The sequence below is a fragment of the Mesorhizobium sp. M4B.F.Ca.ET.143.01.1.1 genome (assembly GCF_004792275.1).
Classification (GTDB): domain Bacteria; phylum Pseudomonadota; class Alphaproteobacteria; order Rhizobiales; family Rhizobiaceae; genus Mesorhizobium; species Mesorhizobium abyssinicae.
Genome location: NZ_SRSR01000010.1, coordinates 57396 through 77786 on the forward strand (window position 1 = coordinate 57396; position 20391 = coordinate 77786).

Annotated in this window: 20 protein-coding genes; 7 read left to right on the forward strand and 13 right to left on the reverse strand. The window is 63.7% G+C overall.

What is annotated here, in order from left to right; translation table 11 throughout:
* Positions 1–7 precede the first annotated feature (7 nt).
* Positions 8–1234, reverse strand: a complete 1227-nt coding sequence (locus EN786_RS23315) for an iron-containing alcohol dehydrogenase (RefSeq protein ID WP_127308731.1) — start codon at positions 1232–1234, stop codon at positions 8–10.
* Positions 1235–1374: 140 nt separating this feature from the next.
* On the opposite strand from EN786_RS23315, the gene EN786_RS23320 reads away from it, so the two are divergent.
* Both EN786_RS23320 and EN786_RS23325 read left to right on the forward strand, forming a co-directional pair.
* Positions 1375–2064 (forward strand): GntR family transcriptional regulator, encoded by a 690-nt coding sequence (locus EN786_RS23320; RefSeq protein WP_127308732.1) that lies wholly within the window; start codon positions 1375–1377, stop codon positions 2062–2064.
* Between the two features lie 144 nt (positions 2065–2208).
* Positions 2209–2802: a DJ-1/PfpI family protein gene (locus EN786_RS23325; RefSeq protein WP_127308733.1), complete on the forward strand. Its 594-nt coding sequence runs from the start codon at positions 2209–2211 to the stop codon at positions 2800–2802.
* A 61-nt stretch (positions 2803–2863) separates the two neighbouring features.
* Here EN786_RS23325 and EN786_RS23330 read toward each other — a convergent pair whose 3' ends face one another.
* A complete protein-coding gene (locus EN786_RS23330) occupies positions 2864–3760 on the reverse strand; it encodes a GntR family transcriptional regulator (protein WP_127308747.1) in 897 nt (298 codons plus the stop codon).
* A gap of 166 nt (positions 3761–3926) precedes the next feature.
* Between EN786_RS23330 and EN786_RS23335 the strand changes: the two genes are divergently transcribed.
* The 4 genes from EN786_RS23335 (at position 3927) to EN786_RS23350 (ending at position 7858) form a co-directional block, all read left to right on the forward strand.
* Positions 3927–4979, forward strand: coding sequence for an ABC transporter permease (locus EN786_RS23335; protein WP_245478074.1), 1053 nt, complete (start codon positions 3927–3929; stop codon positions 4977–4979).
* Positions 4976–5764, forward strand: a complete 789-nt coding sequence (locus tag EN786_RS23340) for an ATP-binding cassette domain-containing protein (protein WP_127308734.1) — start codon at positions 4976–4978, stop codon at positions 5762–5764. The genes EN786_RS23335 and EN786_RS23340 overlap by 4 nt, the downstream gene beginning before the upstream one ends.
* A 93-nt stretch (positions 5765–5857) precedes the next feature.
* Complete coding sequence (locus EN786_RS23345) at positions 5858–6772, forward strand: sugar ABC transporter substrate-binding protein (RefSeq protein ID WP_127308735.1); 915 nt, start codon at positions 5858–5860, stop codon at positions 6770–6772.
* 72 nt (positions 6773–6844) lie between these two features.
* Positions 6845–7858, forward strand: coding sequence for a zinc-binding alcohol dehydrogenase family protein (locus EN786_RS23350; protein ID WP_127308736.1), 1014 nt, complete (start codon positions 6845–6847; stop codon positions 7856–7858).
* A gap of 71 nt (positions 7859–7929) precedes the next feature.
* Here the strand turns inward: EN786_RS23350 and EN786_RS23355 are convergent, their stop codons facing one another.
* The 10 genes from EN786_RS23355 to EN786_RS23400 form a co-directional block, all read right to left on the reverse strand.
* A complete protein-coding gene (locus EN786_RS23355; RefSeq protein ID WP_127308737.1) occupies positions 7930–8913 on the reverse strand; it encodes a beta-ketoacyl-ACP synthase III in 984 nt (327 codons plus the stop codon).
* On the reverse strand, positions 8910–10175 hold the full coding sequence (locus EN786_RS23360) for an adenosylmethionine--8-amino-7-oxononanoate transaminase (RefSeq protein WP_127308748.1): 1266 nt from the start codon (positions 10173–10175) through the stop codon (positions 8910–8912). Before EN786_RS23360 ends, EN786_RS23355 begins: the two co-directional genes overlap by 4 nt.
* Positions 10175–10810 (reverse strand): dethiobiotin synthase, encoded by a 636-nt coding sequence (bioD, locus tag EN786_RS23365; protein ID WP_127308738.1) that lies wholly within the window; start codon positions 10808–10810, stop codon positions 10175–10177. The genes EN786_RS23360 and bioD overlap by 1 nt, the downstream gene beginning before the upstream one ends.
* Entirely contained in the window at positions 10807–11946 is a 1140-nt protein-coding gene (locus tag EN786_RS23370; protein ID WP_127308739.1) for an 8-amino-7-oxononanoate synthase, read from the reverse strand. The genes bioD and EN786_RS23370 overlap by 4 nt, the downstream gene beginning before the upstream one ends.
* Positions 11943–12944, reverse strand: a complete 1002-nt coding sequence (gene bioB, locus EN786_RS23375; protein WP_127308740.1) for a biotin synthase BioB — start codon at positions 12942–12944, stop codon at positions 11943–11945. Before bioB ends, EN786_RS23370 begins: the two co-directional genes overlap by 4 nt.
* A gap of 61 nt (positions 12945–13005) precedes the next feature.
* Positions 13006–13860 (reverse strand): carboxylating nicotinate-nucleotide diphosphorylase, encoded by an 855-nt coding sequence (nadC, locus tag EN786_RS23380; protein WP_127392942.1) that lies wholly within the window; start codon positions 13858–13860, stop codon positions 13006–13008.
* Positions 13860–15389, reverse strand: a complete 1530-nt coding sequence (locus EN786_RS23385; protein WP_127312017.1) for an L-aspartate oxidase — start codon at positions 15387–15389, stop codon at positions 13860–13862. The genes nadC and EN786_RS23385 overlap by 1 nt, the downstream gene beginning before the upstream one ends.
* Complete coding sequence (gene nadA / locus EN786_RS23390; RefSeq protein WP_127312018.1) at positions 15386–16360, reverse strand: quinolinate synthase NadA; 975 nt, start codon at positions 16358–16360, stop codon at positions 15386–15388. The genes EN786_RS23385 and nadA overlap by 4 nt, the downstream gene beginning before the upstream one ends.
* A gap of 67 nt (positions 16361–16427) precedes the next feature.
* Positions 16428–17393 carry a hypothetical protein gene (locus EN786_RS23395; protein ID WP_127310793.1) on the reverse strand — a complete coding sequence of 322 codons (966 nt, stop codon included), beginning with the start codon at positions 17391–17393 and terminating at the stop codon, positions 16428–16430.
* Positions 17394–17509: 116 nt separating this feature from the next.
* Positions 17510–18379: a LysR family transcriptional regulator gene (locus EN786_RS23400; RefSeq protein ID WP_127310792.1), complete on the reverse strand. Its 870-nt coding sequence runs from the start codon at positions 18377–18379 to the stop codon at positions 17510–17512.
* Between the two features lie 233 nt (positions 18380–18612).
* Here EN786_RS23400 and EN786_RS23405 point away from each other — a divergent pair, with 233 nt between their 5' ends.
* Positions 18613–18768 (forward strand): DUF1127 domain-containing protein, encoded by a 156-nt coding sequence (locus EN786_RS23405; RefSeq protein WP_127310791.1) that lies wholly within the window; start codon positions 18613–18615, stop codon positions 18766–18768.
* Positions 18769–18914: 146 nt separating this feature from the next.
* Here EN786_RS23405 and EN786_RS23410 read toward each other — a convergent pair whose 3' ends face one another.
* Positions 18915–20360, reverse strand: a complete 1446-nt coding sequence (locus tag EN786_RS23410) for an adenylate/guanylate cyclase domain-containing protein (protein WP_127310790.1) — start codon at positions 20358–20360, stop codon at positions 18915–18917.
* Positions 20361–20391 lie beyond the last annotated feature (31 nt).

Here is a 20391-nt window from a genome sequence, read left to right on the forward strand (position 1 = left end):
TGGTCGATCACATCATGGTGGCGGACATGTCGCCATCATAAGCAGCCCTGACCAGCCGTCGCATCGCGGCGAGGTCGAACGGACGCGGATTGTTCTTGATCAGCCGGTCGATGCCGAGCGCCTGCTCGGCCGTCCAGTCGATCCTGTCCTCGGGAAGGCCAAGCTTGGCCAAGTTCGGTGGGATGCCGATAGCGCAAAACAGCCGGCTCACCTCTCGGATGGTGGCGTGCGCCGATGCATCGGCGCCGTCGCCGTTCTGACGGAGGCCGAGAGCGGCGCCAACTTCGGCAATCTCTGCGGCCGCGGCGGGAAGGTTATAGCTCATCACATATGGCAGCATCGTGGCGACGCCCAGACCATGCGCAGTATGTGTAACTGCGCCGACCGGATACTGCACCGCGTGAGCGGCGGCCGTTCCGGCGGTACCGAAGGCGCAACCGGCGGCCAGCGCTCCCATCATGACGTCGGCGCGCGCATTCCCGTCCGATCCGTCGCGATATGCCGTTTCGAGGCTGCGACCGAGCAGCCTGATGGCCAGAAGCGCGAAATGATCGGTCAGAGCGCTTTTGCCGACAAAGACATGCTGCTGCGGCAGACGGGGATCATCGCCGCGTCTGGCCGCGGTGAAGGCCTCGATTGCGTGCGTCAACGCGTCGGCGCCGGCGATCGCCGTCAGGGAAGGGGGGCATGTCGCCGTCAGTTCCGGATCGCAAAGCGCCACCGCGGCGATGAGGTGGGGACTGGAGATACCCACTTTCAGCGTCCGATCCGGATCGGAAATCACGGCGACGGGGGTCACCTCGGAGCCTGTCCCGGCCGTAGTTGGCACAGCGATCACGGGAAGGGTAGGGCCTGGTACCTTGAATTCGCCGTAGTAGTCCTGGGGCCTGCCACCATGGCTGAGCAGAAGTGCTGCGCATTTGGCCATGTCGAGGCAGCTGCCGCCGCCGATCCCGATCACCATGTCCGGCTTGAAATCCTCCGCCTGCGCAATGCAGGCGGCGACGCTGTCGCGGGGCACATCCGGCAGCGTTCGGTCGTAGACCAGCGTCTCTATCGCCGCATTGTGCAGGCCGGCAAGAATTTCGGCGAACTGCGAAGTCGCCGCGAAACGCTCGTCGGTGCAGACGAACGCGCGCCGCCCAAATTTGGCGGCAACAGCAGGCAGCACATGACGCTGGCCTTTGCCGAACAGGATCTCGCGCGGCAGGCGCGCGGCTGCGAACAAGGTCATGGACGGCATCCTTCAGTTCCAGGGGCCGGCCTCGACGTCTGAGTCATTTCCCAAATTATCCTCTATTAAATCGTATAGGATATAGGATTGAATTGCCCGAACCATCGTGCTAGTGAGTGCTCCTGTCAAGAGGGTAAACAATGCAGAACGCGGACCTGACGGAAGCTCCTTCGACAGCCCGTATCCAGCGCGCCAACAGCCTGGCCGGCGACGTTTACGAGGCAATCTTCGCGCAGCTGATGTCGCTCAGGATTGCTCCGGGATCGCGCATCACCGTCGACAATCTCGTGAAGGAATTCAACGTCTCGCATACCCCCATTCGCGAAGCGCTTGGCAGGTTGGAGGGTGAGGGCCTGGTGCTGAAGACCCACCTGATCGGCTATCGGGCCGCCCCGCAAATCACCCGCCGCCGCTTTGACGAGCTTTACGAGTTGCGCCTTCTACTTGAGCCCGCCGCCGCGGCCAAGGCCACTGCAACACTGGACGACGAGCGCCTGACCGTGCTGCAGGAAGCGGCTGGCGTCATGGCCCGGCGGGAGGGGAAAGACGAACGCCTGCGTTATTCGAACTTCGCCCGTCAGGATGCGATCTTCCACGACAAGATCGTCGAGTTCGCCCAGAACGAGCTCATTCGCGAGACGCTCAATCACCAGCATACCCACTTCCACATCTTCCGCTTGATGTATCACTCACGCGTGACCGAAGAGGCCCTCGACGAGCATGAGGCCATTCTCGCCGCCTTCTCCGCGGGCGACCCGGACGCCGCCGCAAAAGCCATGCGCGTGCACATCGAGAATTCGCGGGACCGGCTCCTGCCTGCGTTCGAGTAGGAGCGTCAAGCTCGACGCGCCGCCGATCACCCAGGTCAACGCCAAGGAAAACCATTCCCCGACTTAACCGCTCTGCTCCGATTTCGATCCCTGTCTGGCGAGGCGCCAAGTGCACCTCGCCTTGCCACAACCGAGAGGAAGACCATGCCAGGAAAAAAGATACTGATGCTGACGGGCGAATTCACCGAGGAATATGAAATCTTCGTCTACCAGCAGGCGATGGAGGCCGTCGGCCATACTGTTCATGTCGTCTGCCCCGACAAGAAAGCCGGCGACGTGATCAAGACATCGCTGCACGATTTTGAGGGCGATCAGACCTACACCGAAAAGCCCGGTCACAATGCGCTGATCAACAAGACCTTTTCCGACGCCGAGAAGCAACTGAGCCAATACGACGCCGTCTACTGCGCCGGCGGGCGCGGACCGGAATATATCCGCACCGACAAGCGCGTGCAGGCGATGGTGCGCCACTTCCACGAGGCGAACAAACCGATATTTACGATCTGCCACGGCGTGCAGATCCTGATAGCGGTCGATGGCGTCGTCCGCGGCAAGAAGGTCGGCGCGCTCGCGGCTTGCGAGCCGGAGGTGACGCTGGCAGGCGGCACCTATATCGATCTGTCTCCCACCGATGCCTATGTGGATGGGACGATGGTTTCGGCCAAGGGCTGGACCGCGCTTGCGGCGTTCATCCGTGAATGCCTGAAGGTGCTGGGAACGGAAATACGCCACGCGTAAGCGTTGGTTCCGACGCATCACGCAATGGATGCGCCGGGTCCCTCAAAGCGGCTCGTTCCTATCATTCGTCAAATACGATCAGCGAACGCATCAGCGTTTCTCTTGCCGAGCCCAGATGCGCTCGGCAGGCTCGCTCGATGCGTTCTGGATCGCGGCTTTCGAGCGCCTCGATATAGGCGAGATGCTCCAGGATCGCCGCCTGGTTGCGCTGTTTTTCGTCATGCTTGTTCCACTGATAGTGGTAGTGGAAAATGAAGCTGATGATATCGTAGAAATCGTCGATGAAGCGGTTCGGCGAAGCCTCGTTTATGAGCCGGTGAAACCGGTTGTCGAGGCCGGAAAAGTCGTGGAATCGGCTTTCAATCCGCTTCAGCAGTTCGGTATGCGCAATCTTGAGCACGGCCAGCTTCTCCCACAACGGGGAAGTGTCGGCCTGTCGGGAAAACAGATGCGCCGAGCGCAGCTCGAACATGACGCGGATCTCGAACAGCTCAAGTGCGAAATCTTCAGTAAAGCCCTTGAAAAGCCAACCCGTGTTCGGCCTTTTTTCGAGCAGCCCAAACCGGCTGAAGCGGATCAGGAACTCGCGGATTCCGTTGGTTGCGACACCGAACTGCCGCGCCAGCTCGAGCTCGTTGATGCTGGTGCCGGGTCTGGTGTCACCGCGCAGCATCCACTCCATGAATTGCTGCTCGACGTGCTTGGCCCGTGATGTGGTTTCGGCGTCGGGATAGTAGTCGCTATCCTCGACCGGTCGGCCTGCCGTCCTGACGCCGCTGCGCTCGGCAATAAGTTCGCGGTGGGCAAGTTCTCCCAGGACCTTTCGGACAGTCGTGCGGCTCACTCCCATTTGCCTTCTGAGTTCATTTTCGGAAGGGAGGTCGCCGGTCAATTGTCCGTCGCGCAGCATACTGGCGGCGCGGTTGAAAGCCTTCTTGTAAACAGTGTCGGTTCGCATTGGATCTACCTCAGAGCAACACCTTGTCCTTTTTAGCATGAACTTTATCCATAAAAAACAACTTGACCAAGTGATGTTGGTTGTTTTTTATCGATAAGAGGAAGCTAAAAATACAACATAAGCTTTTGACGACGAGGCTCACACAAGCCGCGGCGGGGAGGGAACTTTGCCTGAAGCGGGAAACACCGGCACCTCTGTCGGCGAGGCCGCAGTGCGAGCACCCAAGAAGCAAGAAGCCGTCCCTGGCCTTGCTCTGGGCTTGGCCCTGCTGAGCGCCGGTCCGGTCGTCATCCTGGCGTTGCTGATTGTCGTTCTCAGTTTTCTGTCGCCCTATTTTTTGACGGGGCGCAACCTCAGCAACATCCTCGCCCAGACCGCCGTCATCTCGGTTGTGGCGATGGGCCAGCACCTGGTCATCCTGACGCGTGGGATCGATCTCTCGGTCGGCTCGAACGTTGCACTGGCTTCGGTCGTCGGCGCGCTCAGTTTCCATGCCGGCGCCCCCGCCTTCCTGGTGATCGCGGTGATGGTCGCCTGCGGTGCGGCGGTCGGCGCCATCAATGGGCTCTTCTACGTCTTCGGCCGGCTGCCGCATCCGTTCATCATCACCCTGGCGACATTGAGCATCGCCAAGGGGCTGGCGCTGCAACTGGCTGACGGGCGCGCCATCCCTGGCATGCCGGATGCCATCGATGCGCTTGGCCGCGAGGCGGTCTGGGGTCTGCCTGGATCGGTCTTTGTGGTCGCCGGCGTTGCCGCGGTTCTTTTCGCAATGGCCAAGACGATGGTCTGGGGACGCTGGATCTATGCCGTCGGCGGCCGGCCCGACGCTGCCCTGCGCATGGGTATTCCCGTGTCCTGGGTGCTGGTTTCGGTCTATGTGATCTCGGGGCTGTGCGCCGGCATCGGGGCGGTCATCCTTGCCGGCCGCACCGACGCCGGTTCGCCCTTGTTCGGCAATCTGCTGGAACTGGATACGATCGCGGCGGTGATCATCGGCGGTGCCAGTTTTCTCGGCGGTCGCGGCCATCTTGGCCATGCCTTGATCGGCGCCATCATGATCGGCGTCATCCGCAACGCGCTCAACCTGCTCAACGTCAATGTCTTCTTCCAACTCATCGTCATTGGCGTGGTCATCGTCATAGCGGTCGAGTCCGACGTGTTGCGCAACTATCTCGAAGGGCGCGTGCGTGTCATGCAGGCCGGGAGGCAGTCGTGAGTGCCGTTCCAGCAAGCGTCGATCATGCAGCCACCGCCGCTGAATATCCCGTGCTTGCGGTACGCGGCGCGACCAAGCGTTTCGGCTCGGTTGTGGCGCTGGACGACGTCAGCATCGAGGTCCGGCGCGGCGAGATCTTGGGGCTTCTGGGCGACAACGGCGCTGGCAAGTCGACGTTGACCAAATGCATCAGCGGGGTGCACCAACTCGATGCCGGCGCGATCCTCCTGGACGGTGCGCCAACGCAGATACGCTCCCCTGCGGATGCGCGCTTCGCCGGCATCGAGACTGTCTACCAGGATCTGGCGCTGTTCGACAATCTGACGCCAGGACAGAACTTCTTTGCCGGTCGCGAACTGGCGGGGCCGCAATGGCTTCCTCGCGGCATGCGATTTCTTCAACAGCGCCGGATGGATGCCGAAACGCGCGTTCTGCTCGCCAATTTGAAAGTCACGTTGCCAAGGCTGGACGCCGTCGTTGCCATGATGTCGGGTGGACAAAGGCAAGCCATTGCGGTGGCCCGGTCGACCGTGTTTGCCCGCAAGGTCGTGATCCTGGACGAACCGACCGCTGCACTTGGCCTGCGTGAATCGCGGCAAGTGCTCAACTTGGTCGCGACGCTGCGCGACCAGGGCAACGCCGTCATCCTGATCACCCACAATATGGAGCATGTCGTCGAGCTTGCCGATCGCGCCGTGGTGCTTCGCCAGGGCCGCAAGGTCGGCGAACTGGTGCCGACCAAGGACAACAAGCAGGAACTGGTCTCCATGATCGTGGGAGCCTGATCCGTCCGAGATTTGGGGACTGTTGCGGTCCGCAAATGCCTGAAGCGACTTCCGCCGGAAGACGCCTCAATCCAAGGGAGGAATGGAATGCCAATGAACCGAAAACTGTTCGCTGGGCTGGCGATCGCCGTTGCGTGCGCGATGCCGGCTTCGGCCGCCGACAAGATCAAGGTCGGCCTGATTACGAAATTCCCGGTGCCGTTCTACTCGACCATGGAGGACGCGGCCAAGAAATACGCCGCCGCTCATCCTGAAGTCGAGTTGGTCACCGGCCAGGGCCAGGCGGCAACCGACATCGAGGGCCAGATTGCCCTGATCGAATCCATGATCACGCAAGGGGTCAAGGGGCTGGCGATCACTCCGGTCGATCCGACCGTCGCGCCGACGCTCGACAAGGCGGTCGCTGCCGGCATCAAGGTGGTTCTCGTCGACAACGGCATCCCGGACTGGAAGGGCCAGACCGCGTTGGTTTCGACCAACAACCTGAACGGCGGCAAGATTGCCGGTGAGTACCTGAAGACCGTGCTCAAGAGCGGCGACAAGATCGGCATCCTGCAAGGCGTTCCCGGAGTGCCGGCGCTGGACGACCGGGTCACCGGCATGATGGAGGGCCTCGGCGACGTCAAGGTCGAGGTGGTCGGCAAGGGCGCAACCAACTGCACGCTCGAACTTGGCACGTCGGTGACCGAAGACATCCTGACCGCCAATCCCGATCTCAAGGCGATCTACGCGGCATGCGGACCGCCAATCCCGGGAGCCGTCAAGTCGATCAGCAATGCGGGGATCGGCAACGACAAGATCATCCTGGTCGGCTTCGACGCCTGCTGTGGTGAGATCGAAGCGATCAAGTCCGGCGCGGAAGATGCCAGCGTGGCGCAATTTCCGGCAAAAATGGGCGAGCTTGGCATCGATACCGTCGTCAAGGCGATCCGCGGGGAACCCGTCGAAGCCAATGTGGATACCGGTGCAGGACTGGTGACGCTGCAGAACGTCAAAGACTTCGAATAGGCTCCACACCTTGGCCCGGCGGCGATCTCAGCCGCCGGGTTCTTTTTGAAACATTTCAGGAAGATAATTCGCATGAAAGCGCTCGTATGCCGCAAGCCCGGCGAATTGGTCTTCGAGGATCGCCCGGCGCCCGGCCCGCCGGGCGCCGGATGGGCGCTGGTCAGCATCAGCCATGTCGGCATCTGTGGCACCGACTACCACATCTATGAGGGCAAGCATCCCTACCTGGTCTATCCACGTGTCATGGGACATGAACTCTCTGGCACCGTGACCGCGGTAGGCGAAGGCGTCGCCATCGAAGTCGGCGAACGGGTCGTCGTAAATCCCTATCTGGCCTGCGGCAAATGCATTGCATGCCGTCACGGCAAGCCGAATTGCTGCGTATCGATCGAAGTGTTGGGCGTTCATCGCGACGGCGGCATGTGCGAAGAATTGCTGGTGCCTGCCGACAACCTCTACCCGGTTGCAGGACTGCCTCTCGTTGACGCGGCAGCTGTCGAGTTCCTGGCGATCGGCGCTCACGCGGTGAGACGCTCCAGGCTTGCTGCCGGCGCAAAGACGCTGGTCATCGGCGCCGGGCCTATCGGACTGGGTACGGCATTGTTTGCGCGTATTGCCGGCCAAGCGGTGACGCTCATGGACACCAGCCGGGAACGGCTCGACTTCGCCGAAAGCCAACTCGGGTTTCCCGTCATCGACAGTGCATCGGGCTCACCTGTCGAGCAGGTGAGAGAGCGAACCGATGGCGACTTTTTCGACCTCGTCTTCGATGCGACCGGCAGCAAGGTCTCGATACAAGCCGCGTTCGGCTACGTGGCCCATGGCGGCGCCCTGATAATGGTAAGCGTCATCAAGGACGAGATCACCTTCTCGGATCCCGAATTCCACAAACGCGAGATGATGTTGATCGGCAGCCGCAATGCGCTTCGCGTCGACTTCGACCACGTCATGGCGGCAATGCGCGATGGCGCCATTCCTGCGGCCAAGCTGATAACGCACGACACGACCCTTCAGAACAGCCTGCACGATATCGCTCGTTGGACACATCAGAAGTCGGGGCTCATAAAGGCCGTCATCGCCTTCTAGAAAGAACGATGCTGGCGCCTCCGCAGACCCTGGAGTCCGATCCGCCAAGGCCAAGCACATGCGGTCGCCGGCTAGATCCTGACGACGAGAGCGCCGCCGCTGAGGCCGGCACCCGCCGCAGCCAGAAGGATTTTCTCGCCCGACCGAAACGGCTCCGCATGATGGGCCAACGACAGCGACAGCGGGATCGTTGCTGCGGAAGAGTTGCCGTATTCGACGATCGTCTTGACGATCGCTTGATCGGTGATGCCAAGGTTCCGCCCCACCGCGTCGAAAATGCGGGCGTTGGCCTGATGCGGCACGAACCGATCGATGTCCTGCGGCCGCATGCTGGCAGCAGCGAGCGCGTCCCGCGAGCAGGCTGTCATCATATCGACCGCCTTGGCGAACACCTCGCGGCCGTCGATGATGGTCATCCGGGTCTCAGCGAGGTCGAGATCGGCCTGGAAGGGCTTGTTGCTTCCGCCCGCGGGAATCTGGATCAGCCCGTAGCGCGAGCCGTCGGAATCAACCGATGCGCCGAGAATGCCTCGATCCGGATCCTCGCAGGGACCGATCACCACGGCGCCTGCGGCGTCGGCAAACAGCACGGCGCTGGTGCGCTCGGCCGAATTGATGCGGCGGCTGAGGATGTTGGCGGCGATGACAAGGCTCGCTTTGCCGTGCAGGCGTGTAAATCCGTCCGCGAACATCAGCGCATAGATGAAGCCGGCGCAGGCGCCGGTCAGGTCGATCGCGCCGGCGCGGCCGAGCCCCAGTCGATGCGCGACCAGCGGCGCGCTGGGCGGCAGGAGGTGATCGGGCGTCGAGGTGGCAAGCAGCAGCAGGCCGATGTCGCCGCGCTCGATGCCGGCGTTCGCCAGCGCCATGTCGCCGGCGCGCGTGGCAAGGCCCGACAGCGTGTCTTCTTCCGTTGCCCAGAAGCGCGACCGAATGCCGGTGCGCCGCTCGATCCAGCCGGGCTCGAGCCCGAGACGGTTTTCGATCTCCGGGTTCTCGACCCTGCGCGCCGGCGCATGATGGCCGAAGCCGAGAAAGCGCGACGACCTGTTCATGGCTTTGCGCCAAAGCGTTCGCCGGCCTCCTCGATGGCGTCATAGAGGCCGTCGAGCTCGTCGCCGGTGATGCAATAGGGCGGCAGGAGATAGAGGACATTGCCGAGCGGACGCACCAAAAGTCCGCGTTCGAGGAAGAACGCGCGCAGCTGGGGCCCGATCTCGGCCAGATAGCCGGCGGAGCCGGTGCGCAGATCGAGGGCCGCGATTGTCCCCGTTGCGCGGCTGTCGCTAAAAAACGGATTGTCGCGAAAACGTCGAAGCCCGGCAGCCTGTTTTGCGCTCAGGTCCGCGACCCGCTCGGCCACCGGTTCGTCGCGCCAGATCTCGACATTGGCGAGCGCCGCCGCGCACGCGATCGGATTGGCGGTGTAGGAACTCGAGTGGAAGAATGTCTTCCGCCGGTCCTGCGAATAGTGGGCCTGGAAGATTGCATCGGTCGCAAGCGTCGCCGCCAGCGGGATAACGCCGCCCGTCAGGCCCTTTGAAGTGCACAGAATGTCCGGTGAGATCGATGCCTGCTCACAGGCGAACATGGTCCCGGTGCGGCCCCACCCGGTCATCACCTCGTCGGCGATCAGCAATGTGCCGGAGGCTTCGGCGATCTTCTTCAGCTCGGCCACAACCCATGCCGGATACATCAGCATGCCGCCGGCGCCGAGCACCAGAGGTTCGACGATCAGAGCGGCCGCGCGCCGGTCGCGGGAGACTGCCTCGAACCGATCGAGCGTCTCCTGCTCGCGACCGGCGGCCGGGAAGGGGATGGTGTCCACCTCGAACAGCAAGGGCTCGTAGGCGGCGTTGAACACGCCGCGGGCGCCGACGCTCATCGTGCCAATCGTGTCGCCATGATAGCTGTGCTCCATGACGACGATGCGAGAGCGCGGCGCGTCGATGTTGCGGAAGTAGCCGAGCGCCATCTTCAGCGCGACCTCGACGGCGGTCGAGCCGCTGTCGGAATAGAACACCCGATCGAGGCCGGCCGGAGCGAGGCCGACAAGCGCCTTGGCCAGGCGTTCGGCCGGCTCGTGAGTGAAGCCGGCGAAGATGATCTGGTCGAGGCTCGCCGCGGTCGTCTCGATGGCCTTGACGATGCGGGGATGGCGGTGGCCGTGGGTGACGACCCACCAGGAGGAAATGGCATCCAGGATGCGCGTGCCGTCGGCCTTGCAGAGGTAGGCCCCTTCCGTCCGGACGATTTCGGGGATAGCCGGCTCGAGCGCGTGCTGGGTGAAGGGATGCCAGACTTGAGACTGCGACATCATTCGCCCCCCGCGATCGCTGAGAGGTCGAAGCCGGCAACCATCGCTTCCCTCAGCGTCCCGCTCGTCAGCGGATCGAGCAGCGGCAGCCTGCCAAGCTGGCGCACGCCGCTGAATTCCACGATTGTTCTCTGCGTGTCGGCCACCTCATCGCCGATGAAGGCAATGCCGATGAGCGGGATGGAACGGGCCCTGAGCGCCTCGATCGAAAGCAGGGTGTGGTTGATCGTGCCGAGCTTGGTACGGGCGCACAGGATGACCGGCACTCGCCACTGCGCGAAGATGTCGATGAATTTGGTACGCCGGTTGAGCGGCACCATCAATCCCCCCGCGCCTTCGATGACGAGCGGACCCGGCAAGTCTGGAAGCGACAGCTCTGCGGCGTCTATCGCGACGCCGTCGAGTTCGGCTGAACGATGCGGCGACAGTGGCTCCTTCAGGCGATACACTTCGGGCAGCACGCGCCCCGGCGGCAGGCCGGCGAGCCGTTCAACGACCTCGCTGTCGGTCTCCTCATCAAGCCCCGATTGCACCGGCTTCCAGTAGAAGCCGTCGAGCAGGCCGGCCAATGCCGCCGAAAACACCGTTTTGCCGATCCCGGTATCTGTTCCGGTGATGACGATGCGCTTGGTCATGCCGCGGCCAACACCTCGACGAGCGCCTCGACCATGGCCGAAATGTCGGCCTCGTCGACATTGAGCGTCAGCGAAATGCGCAACCGCGATGTGCCCTCGGGGACGGTCGGCGGACGAATGCCGCGAATGTCGAAACCGCGCGCCTGCAGCGCCGCCGCCAACGCCATGGTGCGCCCGTTGTCGCCGATGACGAAGGGCTGGATCTGCGAGCCGCTGGGGGCCACGCCGCAGCGCTCGGCCAATTGGCGGCCCGCGAAGGCAACGCGCTCCTGCAACTGGGCACGGCGTTGGGGCTCGTCGGACAGCATGGCAATCGCCTCGCGCGCTGCCACGGCCATCAGCGGCGATGGCGCGGTGGAATAGATGAAGGGCCGGCAGCGGTTGACGAGATAGTCACACAGCAGTCCCGGCCCGGTGACGAGCGCACCGGCCGCGCCGAGCGCCTTGCCGCATGTGTGGAGCGCGACGATGTTGTCGCGGCCCTCGAAAGCGGCGGCAAGGCCGCGGCCGTCTGGCCCCCAGACGCCGGTGGCATGCGCCTCGTCGACGACGATGAAGGCCTCGTGGCGGTCGGCCAGCACGACCAGACCGTCCATCGGCGCGCGGTCGCCGTCCATGCTGTAGAGGCTTTCGACCACGATCCAGACGCGCCCGGTGCCGCCTTCGGCGCGCCAGCGCGTGATTGCATCCTCGAAGGCATCGACGTCGTTGTGCACGGCGAGCTTGAACTCGGCACGGCCGGCGCGGGCCCCCTCATGCATGCTGGCATGAGCCAATTCGTCGAGGACCAAAAGGTCACCCTTCTGCGGCAGGGCGGTCAGCAGGGCGAAGTTGGCGATGTAGCCGGTGCCGAAGAACAGCGCGCGGTCGGCTCTGAAGAACGCTGCCGCGTCCGCCTCCAGTGCCTCGTGTTCCGGCGCGTTGCCGCGCAGCAGCCGAGATCCGGTCGCGCCGACCGGCGTGCCCTGCGCGATCGCCGCCGCCACCGCGTCGCCGAGTCTTTTGGAGGCGGCGAGCCCGAGATAGTCGTTGGACGAGAAATCGAGCCCGGCGCGCGGCGAAAGCGTCCGCAGACGGTCCTTGCGCGCCAGTCCGCGCAAGGTCGCGTCATAGCGGGCAAGCGGCGCTTCGTTCATTGCGCCTCGAGGTCCATCGGCTCGATGCCGAGACGGCGGAACAGAAGGCTATCCTTGTCCTCGCCAGGATTGTCCGCCGTCAGCAGCGTGTCGCCGACGAAGATCGAATTGGCGCCGGCAAAGAAGCACAGCGCCTGCATCTCGTCGGTCATGGCGGTGCGCCCGGCGGAAAGTCGGACATGCGATTTCGGCATCATGATGCGCGCCAGCGCGATCACGCGCACGAACTCGATCGGCTCGATCGGCCTGGCATCGGCAAGCGGGGTGCCGGCGATCGGGATGAGCATGTTGATCGGAACGCTTTCCGGATGTTCCGGCAGGTTGGCCAGCGTCACCAGCATGTCGATCCGGTCCACCGGCTCTTCGCCCATGCCGACAATGCCGCCGCAGCAGACCTTGATGCCGCTGTCGCGGACATTGGCCAGCGTATCCAGCCGGTCGGCAAATGTCCGGGTCGAGATGATCTCTGAGTAGTAGCGCTCGGAGGTGTCGATGTTGTGGTTGTAGTAGTCGAGGCCAGCCTCCTTCAGCCGCTGCGCCTGGCCGAGGTCGAGCATGCCGAGCGTCATGCAGGTCTCCATGCCCAGCGCCTTGACGCCTTCGACCATCGCCACGACCGCATCCATGTCGCGCCCCTTGGGATTTCGCCAGGCGGCGCCCATGCAATAGCGGGTGGCGCCGGCGTCGCGCGCCTTGGTCGCCTCGGCGATGACGCGCCTGACCTCCATCAGCTTCGACGCCTTCAGCCCGCTTTCATGGTGCGCCGACTGGCTGCAATAGCCGCAATCCTCCGGACAGCCGCCCGTCTTGATGCTGAGAAGCCGGCTGAGCTGGACCTTGTTGGGATCGAAGTTCTGGCGGTGAACGGTCTGCGCCTGAAACAAGAGGTCGTTGAAAGGCGCATCGTGGAGAGCCTGGGCTTCTTCCAGGCTCCATACCTGGCGGTCGCCGAGGGATTGAACTTCAGGCGCGGTCTTTTCCGAAATCGCTGCGTGCATTTCGATCCTGTTCCTTGCGTTGTGGCGAGCCGGCTAGACTTTAGATGGCCTGGTCCGACGATCAAAGCTCACGATAATCGAGGCCGATATCGAGGATCGGGGCGCTGTGAGTCAACCAGCCGATGGAAATCAGGTCGATACCGGTTGCGGCAACGGCTGGCGCAATCGCGGCGGTGATCCTGCCAGACGCCTCGGTGACCGCCCGGCCATCAACCATGGCCACCGCCTTGCGCAAGTCATCGACTGACATGTTGTCCAACAGGACTGCGTCGGGGGCAAGCGCCAAGGCTTCTTCCAACTGGGCCAGCATATCGACCTCGACTTCGACCTTGACGAGATGGCCGACGCTCATTCGCGCCCGCTCCATCGCCGGGCGAATTCCGCCGGCGATGGCGATGTGGTTGTCCTTGATCAGGATGGCGTCGTCGAGGCCGAAGCGGTGATTGGCGCCGCCGCCGGCGCGCACGGCGTATTTTTCGATTGCCCGCAAGCCCGGTGTCGTCTTGCGGGTGCAGACGATCTTCGCCTTGTGCCCGCGGATCGCACTGACGATCGCTGCGGTCGCCGTGGCTATGCCGCTGAGATGGCACAGGAAATTGAGCGCCGTGCGTTCCGCCGTGAGAATGGCACGGGCCGGGCCGCTCACCGACGCGATGGTCTCCCCCTGCGCTACGTCGCTGCCGTCCGCGCGCTCCACCGTCATCTCGACATTCGGATCGATCAGCTTGAAGGCGAGCATCGCCAGATCGAGGCCGGCGATGATGCCTTGCTGGCGAGCCGCAAGCACGGTCGTCGTATGGCGATCTCGTGGTACGATGGCGTCCGTGGTCACGTCGCCGGCTCTGCCGAGGTCTTCGAGAAGAGCCGCCCGCACCATCGGCTCGAGCATGATTGCGGGAAGTGGCGAGAGGGTCATCAGGTTACGGTTTCCAGCGCTGGCGAGTGTGCAAGTTCCCGCGCTGCCGCAAGTGCTGCTTCGAGCGTAATTTCGGAGCGCCGGCCATCAGTCGCGTGATGGGGAAAGTCTGTCCGATAGTGAGCGCCGCGGCTTTCCCGGCGCAGCAACGCGGCAATCGCGATCATCAACCCGACGGCCGCCGGGTCCGCGCCCTCGTGCTCGGCGAGCGGCAACAAGGACCGTGCGGCTGCTTTCAAGCCTTCACCGTCCCGCACGACGCCGAGCGCACGCGACAAGAGGGGACGCACCGCCTCGGGATCGGACGGCGGGCAGTCGCTTGCATTCGCTTGCCTTGTCCGGAGGGCAGCGGTTCCCGCGATGCTTTCGGCGACCCAGCGCGCGCAGACCACCGCCTCGGTCAGGGAATTGCTGGCAAGCCTGTTCGCGCCGTGCAACCCCGTCGCGGCGACTTCGCCGCAGGCCCAAAGCCCCAAAACGGACGTGCGGCCGGAGCCATCCACGGCGATACCACCCATGTGATAGTGCTGGGCAGGGCGTATGGGAATGAGATCGCGCGTCGGATCGATGCCGGCCTTGCCGCAGGCCGACGCGATCGTCGGGAACTGCCGCGCGAATGCCGGGCCGGGTCTTTCCCGCACATCGAGAAAGACGCGGTGGCCGTTCGCAAGATGGTTCCAGACGGCACGCGCCAGCACGTCGCGCGGCGCAAGTTCCGCCCCTTGCACGCCTTGAAGAAGACGCCGGCCGCTTCCATCGACGATGGTTGCGCCTTCGCCGCGAACAGCCTCGCTGATCAGCGTCATGGGGCGGCCGGACCCGTCAAGTGCGGTCGGGTGGAACTGGACGAACTCAAGGTCGGCAAGGGTAGCGCCGGCACGCGCTGCGAGCGCCAGGCCTTGTCCGCAACTGCCCAATGGATTGGTGCTGTCGAGGAACAGGCCACCGATGCCGCCCGTGGCGAGGACGACCCGTCCCGTGGCGAAGAACACCGGACCAGTCGAGCAGGTCGCCAGCACGCCGGCGATGCTGCCGTCCTCCACGGCCAGCCGGCGCGCTTCGAACCCCTCAACGACCTCTATCGTCGGCGTCGAGCGGACGGCCGCGACCAAGGCACGCATGACCTCTCGTCCGCTGCCGTCACCACCGGCATGGACGATTCGCCGCCGGCTGTGCGCTGCCTCCAGTCCGAGGCGGAATGTTCCGTCTGGTGCCCGGTCGAAGCGGACCCCGAAGCCCGCAAGCCGATCGATGGCGCCGGGCGCGGCATTGAGGATACGGCTGGCCATCTCCCTGTCGCAGAGCCCATCGCCGGCGGCGAGGGTGTCGGCCAGATGCAGTGCCGGATCGTCGTCGTCGCCGAGGCTGGCGGCCAGCCCACCTTGCGCCCAGGCGCTCGATGCGTCAGCCCCCAGCGGTGCCCTGGACAGAAGAAGCACCGGCTGCGGCGCCAGATGCAGCGCGGTCATCAGTCCGGCAATGCCGCCGCCGATGATGACGGGGCGGCCGTCGAGATTTTGCACGCTCATACGGCCAGCATCCGCTCGACGGCCAGGCGCGCGCGGCCGGCGATGCCGGGCTCGATGCTCACGACATGGCGGTTCTCTTCGAGTGCCGTGCGAATGTTGGCCAGCGTTATCCGCTTCATGTGCGGGCAGAGATTGCAGGGCCGGATGAATTCGACCTCGGGATGCTGAAGCGCGACATTGTCGCTCATCGAGCATTCCGTCATCAGCACGACGCGGGGCGGCTTTTGCCTTTCGACATAGCCTGACATGGCGGCGGTCGAGCCGGAAAAATCGGCCTCGGCCACCACGTCGGGCGGGCATTCGGGATGCGCCAGCACCGTCACGCCGGGATGGCTTTCGCGCAACTCGCGAATATCGGCGGGCGTGAAGCGCTCATGCACCTCGCAATGTCCTTTCCAGGCGATGATCTCAACGTCGGTCTGCGCGGCGATGTTCTGGGCCAGATATTCGTCCGGCAGCATGATCACCCGAGGGACGCCAAGCGACTCGACGACCGCCTTCGCATTGCCTGACGTGCAGCAGATGTCGGACTCGGCTTTCACCTCGGCCGACGTGTTGACATAGGTGACGACCGGCACGCCCGGATAGCGTTGCCTGAGCAGGCGGATATCTTCGGCGGTAATGGAGTCCGCCAGCGAACAGCCGGCGCGCAGGTCGGGAATGAGCACGGTCTTCTCAGGGTTGAGCAGCTTCGCCGTCTCGGCCATGAAATGCACGCCGGCCAGCACAATCACGTCCGCTTCGGCCGATATCGCCTTGCGGGCAAGCGCCAGGCTGTCGCCGACGATATCGGCGACGCAATGGAAGATCTCCGGCGTCTGATAGTTGTGCGCAAGGATGACAGCGTTTCGTTGCCGCTTCAGGTCGAGAATGGCGTCGATGTCGCCGGCGAAGGCGGGCCATTCGATCGGCGGGATAGCCCGCCGCACGCGGTCGTACAGCGCGGCGGTGCGCGTGGAGGCGTTGAACATGCCTTACCCTCATTATGCTCGCGTTGAGTATAACTAGGGTATATGCTTAACTTGAGCATAAGGAATGTCAAGCGCGTGAAAGTGGCAATTTTGTCCCTGCGACAGTTCGTTCCGCCAGAACCGTCTGGCGGAAGCGGAAGCGCTTGGCCGGTCTCCCGCCGGTGTCCGACATCGTCTCCCCGGTCTCCTCGACCAGATCCTGCTGTTCGATGAGGCGCCGGAAATTCTGTTTGTGCACGAGCCGCCCAGCGAGCGCTTCGACGGTGCGCTGCAGTTGCAAGAGCGTGAAAGCCGGCGGCATCAGCTCGAACACGACGGGGCGGTATTTGATCTTGGTTCGAAGCCTGGCGATCCCGGTCGCCAGAATGCGGCGGTGGTCGGCAGTCATTGGTCGGCCCGGAATGGCCGGCGGAATGCCATTGTCCCGGCCGCGTGTAGCCTCCGGCACCAGCGCGGCCTCATAGAGCAGTTCGTAGCGCTGCAGAGCAAGCTCCTCGTTCCAGCCGCGATCATCCAGGCCGAAGGCATATGCCACGCGTTGCCGGCGATCGCGGCGCACGCCGAGATCCTCGGCAACGTCGGCCCAGGCCAAAAGCCGGGGCATGAGGATATCGGCCAGAATGGGCGGCGCGCCCACGCGGTGATCCTCCCACGGAAAATACTCATACCAGCCCCGCCAACCATGCGTTGGCGACCTTTCGGCCTGCTCTTCCCGTGTCAGGCCGAGATAGCTGATCGATATCTGCACGCGCGCATCGCCTGTCCTGTCGCGATCGGCAAACGTGTAGAGCTGCTCGATATAGCCTAGCAGGTGACCGGTCTGCCGCTCCACCCATGCCCGCAAGCCCGATTGCAAGGAGCGATGGTCGAGCTCGAAAGGGCCGGACGGCAAAGCTTGCGCCTGCTCGATGGTCAGGACGCGCGGCTCGCCATTCGTCACGGCAATGACGACAGCGATCAGGTCCGCACTGACGGGATGGCTCTGATCGTTCCTCTGAGCCTGCCTTGTCGCCTGGGTTGTATCGTATTGCATGGACTTCGATGGATTCCAGAAATCAGGTGGATGGCAGGCAAGCGAAGGTGAACTGCCGCCTGCCACCCGTCAACGTTTTGCACGGAAGAACGGTCTCGAGATCGGCCTCTGGAGGCTCATTGCATCGGCGTCTCGCCGCGAAACAGCGGCTGGTGCGCTTGCATCAACGCGGCAATCCGGTCGGCGACTTTTCGCACTGGCGGCGAGTGGCGTTCTTCGTGATGGGTGACGATCCATTGGTCGGTTTCCAGTTCGGGGATGGGCCGGGCGACGCGCACCAGTCGTGGATCGCTGTCGCCGACGAAGCACGGAAAGATCGAAAGGCCGGCGCCGGCGGCCACCAGTTCTCGCACCGAATGGGTGTTGTTGCCGCGCACCGCAATGCGGTCGCCGTGATGGGCTTGCAGCCAGCGCGCCGAGGCAACGTTTGCCCCTTCGCCGGTGACGCCGACGAACAAGCCGGCGGCGATGCCGTTGATCAGGTGGCGTCCGGAGTAAAGCGCGTGGGCGACCTTGCCGCTCTGACGGCCAGCCAGCCACTGCTCGGTCGGGCGCTCGCTGCGGATGCCGACGTCGGCGGCACGACGTCCGATGTCGACCCGGTCGGTGGTGGTGACGAACTCCATCCTTATGCCGTCATCGACCGTCCAGACCTCGCCGATATGGGCGGAAATGAAAGCCGAGGTCCATGGCCCGGCCGAGACGCGGACAATGCGGTCGGGCAGGCTTCCTTCGCGCCAGCGGGTCAGCGACTGCATTGCCGCCTCGACGTCCTCGGCGCGCCGCAGCAATTCTTCGCCGACCGGGGTCAGCCGGTAGCCGGTCTGCTGACGCACGAACAGCGGCTCGCCGATCTGCTTTTCAAGCGCGGTGACGCGTCGTCCAAGGGTAGCTGCGCTGAGGCGCGTGGTCGCCGTCGCCGCGCTCAGGCCACCCAGTCGCGCAACGTCGAGAAACAGCCTCAGATCGTCCCAGCCAATATCCATTTTGCAGAAATGAAAAATGCCTTGCGACCTTGGCTGTAGCGCGAAGCGGGCATCATCGCAAGTATGCAGCCATTGGCGGCCTTGGACAATCGTGCCTGGCGGGACAGCGGCAGGCGCCCAGGCTGGTCAGAAAGCCAGTGCAGTCCCTTCGGTCATGCACCCGCTTGCACAGGCTCTTTGCGTTTTCGAGAAACCCGGCGTGCGGGGCATTCCGCGCGCCAAAGGAGACAATCATGTTGTATGAACTTCGAGACCGTTTCACCCGCTGGCTTGTCTATCGTCAGACGCTTGCGAGCTTGCGGCGGGTTCCGAACAGAACCCTGGCGGATGCCGGCATTTCTCGCGAACACATCCGTGAGCATGCCCGTCGCGCCAGCCAGCATCATTGAGATCACCGAAGTGGCGGCGCCAGGATCCCGCCTTCATCGGCAGATCGTGCATCTCGACGAGATTGGGAAAGCGCTGGCATCACCACATGATGTTTCCAGCCTGCGGCTGAACCGGTCGGCCGGCTGGAGTCGGCACGCAAGCGTATCTATCCCCGCATGATGCGATAGACGGTTGCATCACCCTCCACGCCCCGAAGGGGCGCGTCAAAACCAAACACGCGATGGCCGGCAAGCATTTCGCTGACCCCGGGCGCGGAATGGAGCGCCTCGGAAATGCAGATCTGGCCGGCTTCCGCCAGCGATTGCACGCGCGCGGCGACATTCACCGTCTGGCCGAAATAGTCGAGGTTGTCGTTGAGTGTCACGGCGATCGACGGTCCACAGTGGGCACCGATCTTGAGGATGATCCCTGGCCCGTCATGCTCGCCGTTGAAGCGATCGATGTCTTCAAAGATGTGCAGTGCAGCCGAAATCGCATCCGAAGGCTGCGAGAAGACTGCCATCACCGCATCCCCGATCGTCTTGACCACCGCTCCGGCATGTTGCTGCACCGCCGCGTTGACCAGGGCGAAATGCTCGCGGACCAAAGCGTAGGCGTTGAGGTCACCAAGCCGTTCATACATGGCGGTCGAACCCTTGAGGTCCGTGAACAGGAAGGTGATCTGCCGGATGCCGAGCCCCTCCTTCTCGTCGACACGTTCGGACCGGAAGAGCTGGCGGAAGGTCTGCCGCGCAAGCAGCGCTCCACCGGAAACATAGGGGTCGAAATCGAGCGCCGGCTTGGTCGTCAGCGCGACAAGCTCGGGCGGCCAGTTGATGGCAAGCAACGAACCTCGCACCGGCCCTCTGTTCGCGACCTCGATGACAATCGGACCGGGTGGCACGGCGGGCAACGCCGGCAAGAAGCGTTTGCCGTCGTAGTCGATCTTCAGGAGTGTCGGCGCAGATACCTGGTCGCCTGATATCGGCACCGCGAATGCGGCCTGCGTCTGCACGTTGACGCCCGCAAGCGCGCCCGGTCCCAGGTCGGCGCGGAGCACTGTGGTGGTGCCGGGCGGCAGAAACGTCATGCCCCGAACGAAGCCGCGCAGTAGGTCCAGAAAGCGAACGTCTTGCCCCGGTAGCCGCCCGTCATGTCCGAAGTGGAGTTTCCAGTGAAAATCCTCGACAGAAAGCGTCTCGGGATCGTGGTACGGCAGGCGCCGCAGCTTCGGCGATATCGAGAAGGTGACCTCGATGAAGTCGTCGAGGTCGGTGTCGCCGGATACGTCGCACAGGCCACAGACGTAGTGGGTCTTCAGCGTGCGCAGGGCGCCGAAACTATCGAGCACCATACCGGACTGTGGACAGAGCACATCCCAGCTCATGTCGAACAAGCCGCAGCGGGCGGCATGAAGGAAGAGGTCGATTGCTTCAGGCTCCGCGACCGCGCGGTCGCGAGCAAAGGTCAACGGATTGACGCGATGGAGTGAGTGGTCGTCGGCGCTCCTGATCAGCGTCTCGAATTTCGAGATGACGCGTGGGCTCCAGGCTCGCGACTGCTCCACCTTGGTCATCTTGCTTTCGAGAAGACGATCGTTAAGTACCGTCACGCCGGATCCTCAATCTTGATGGGCTGCGGAG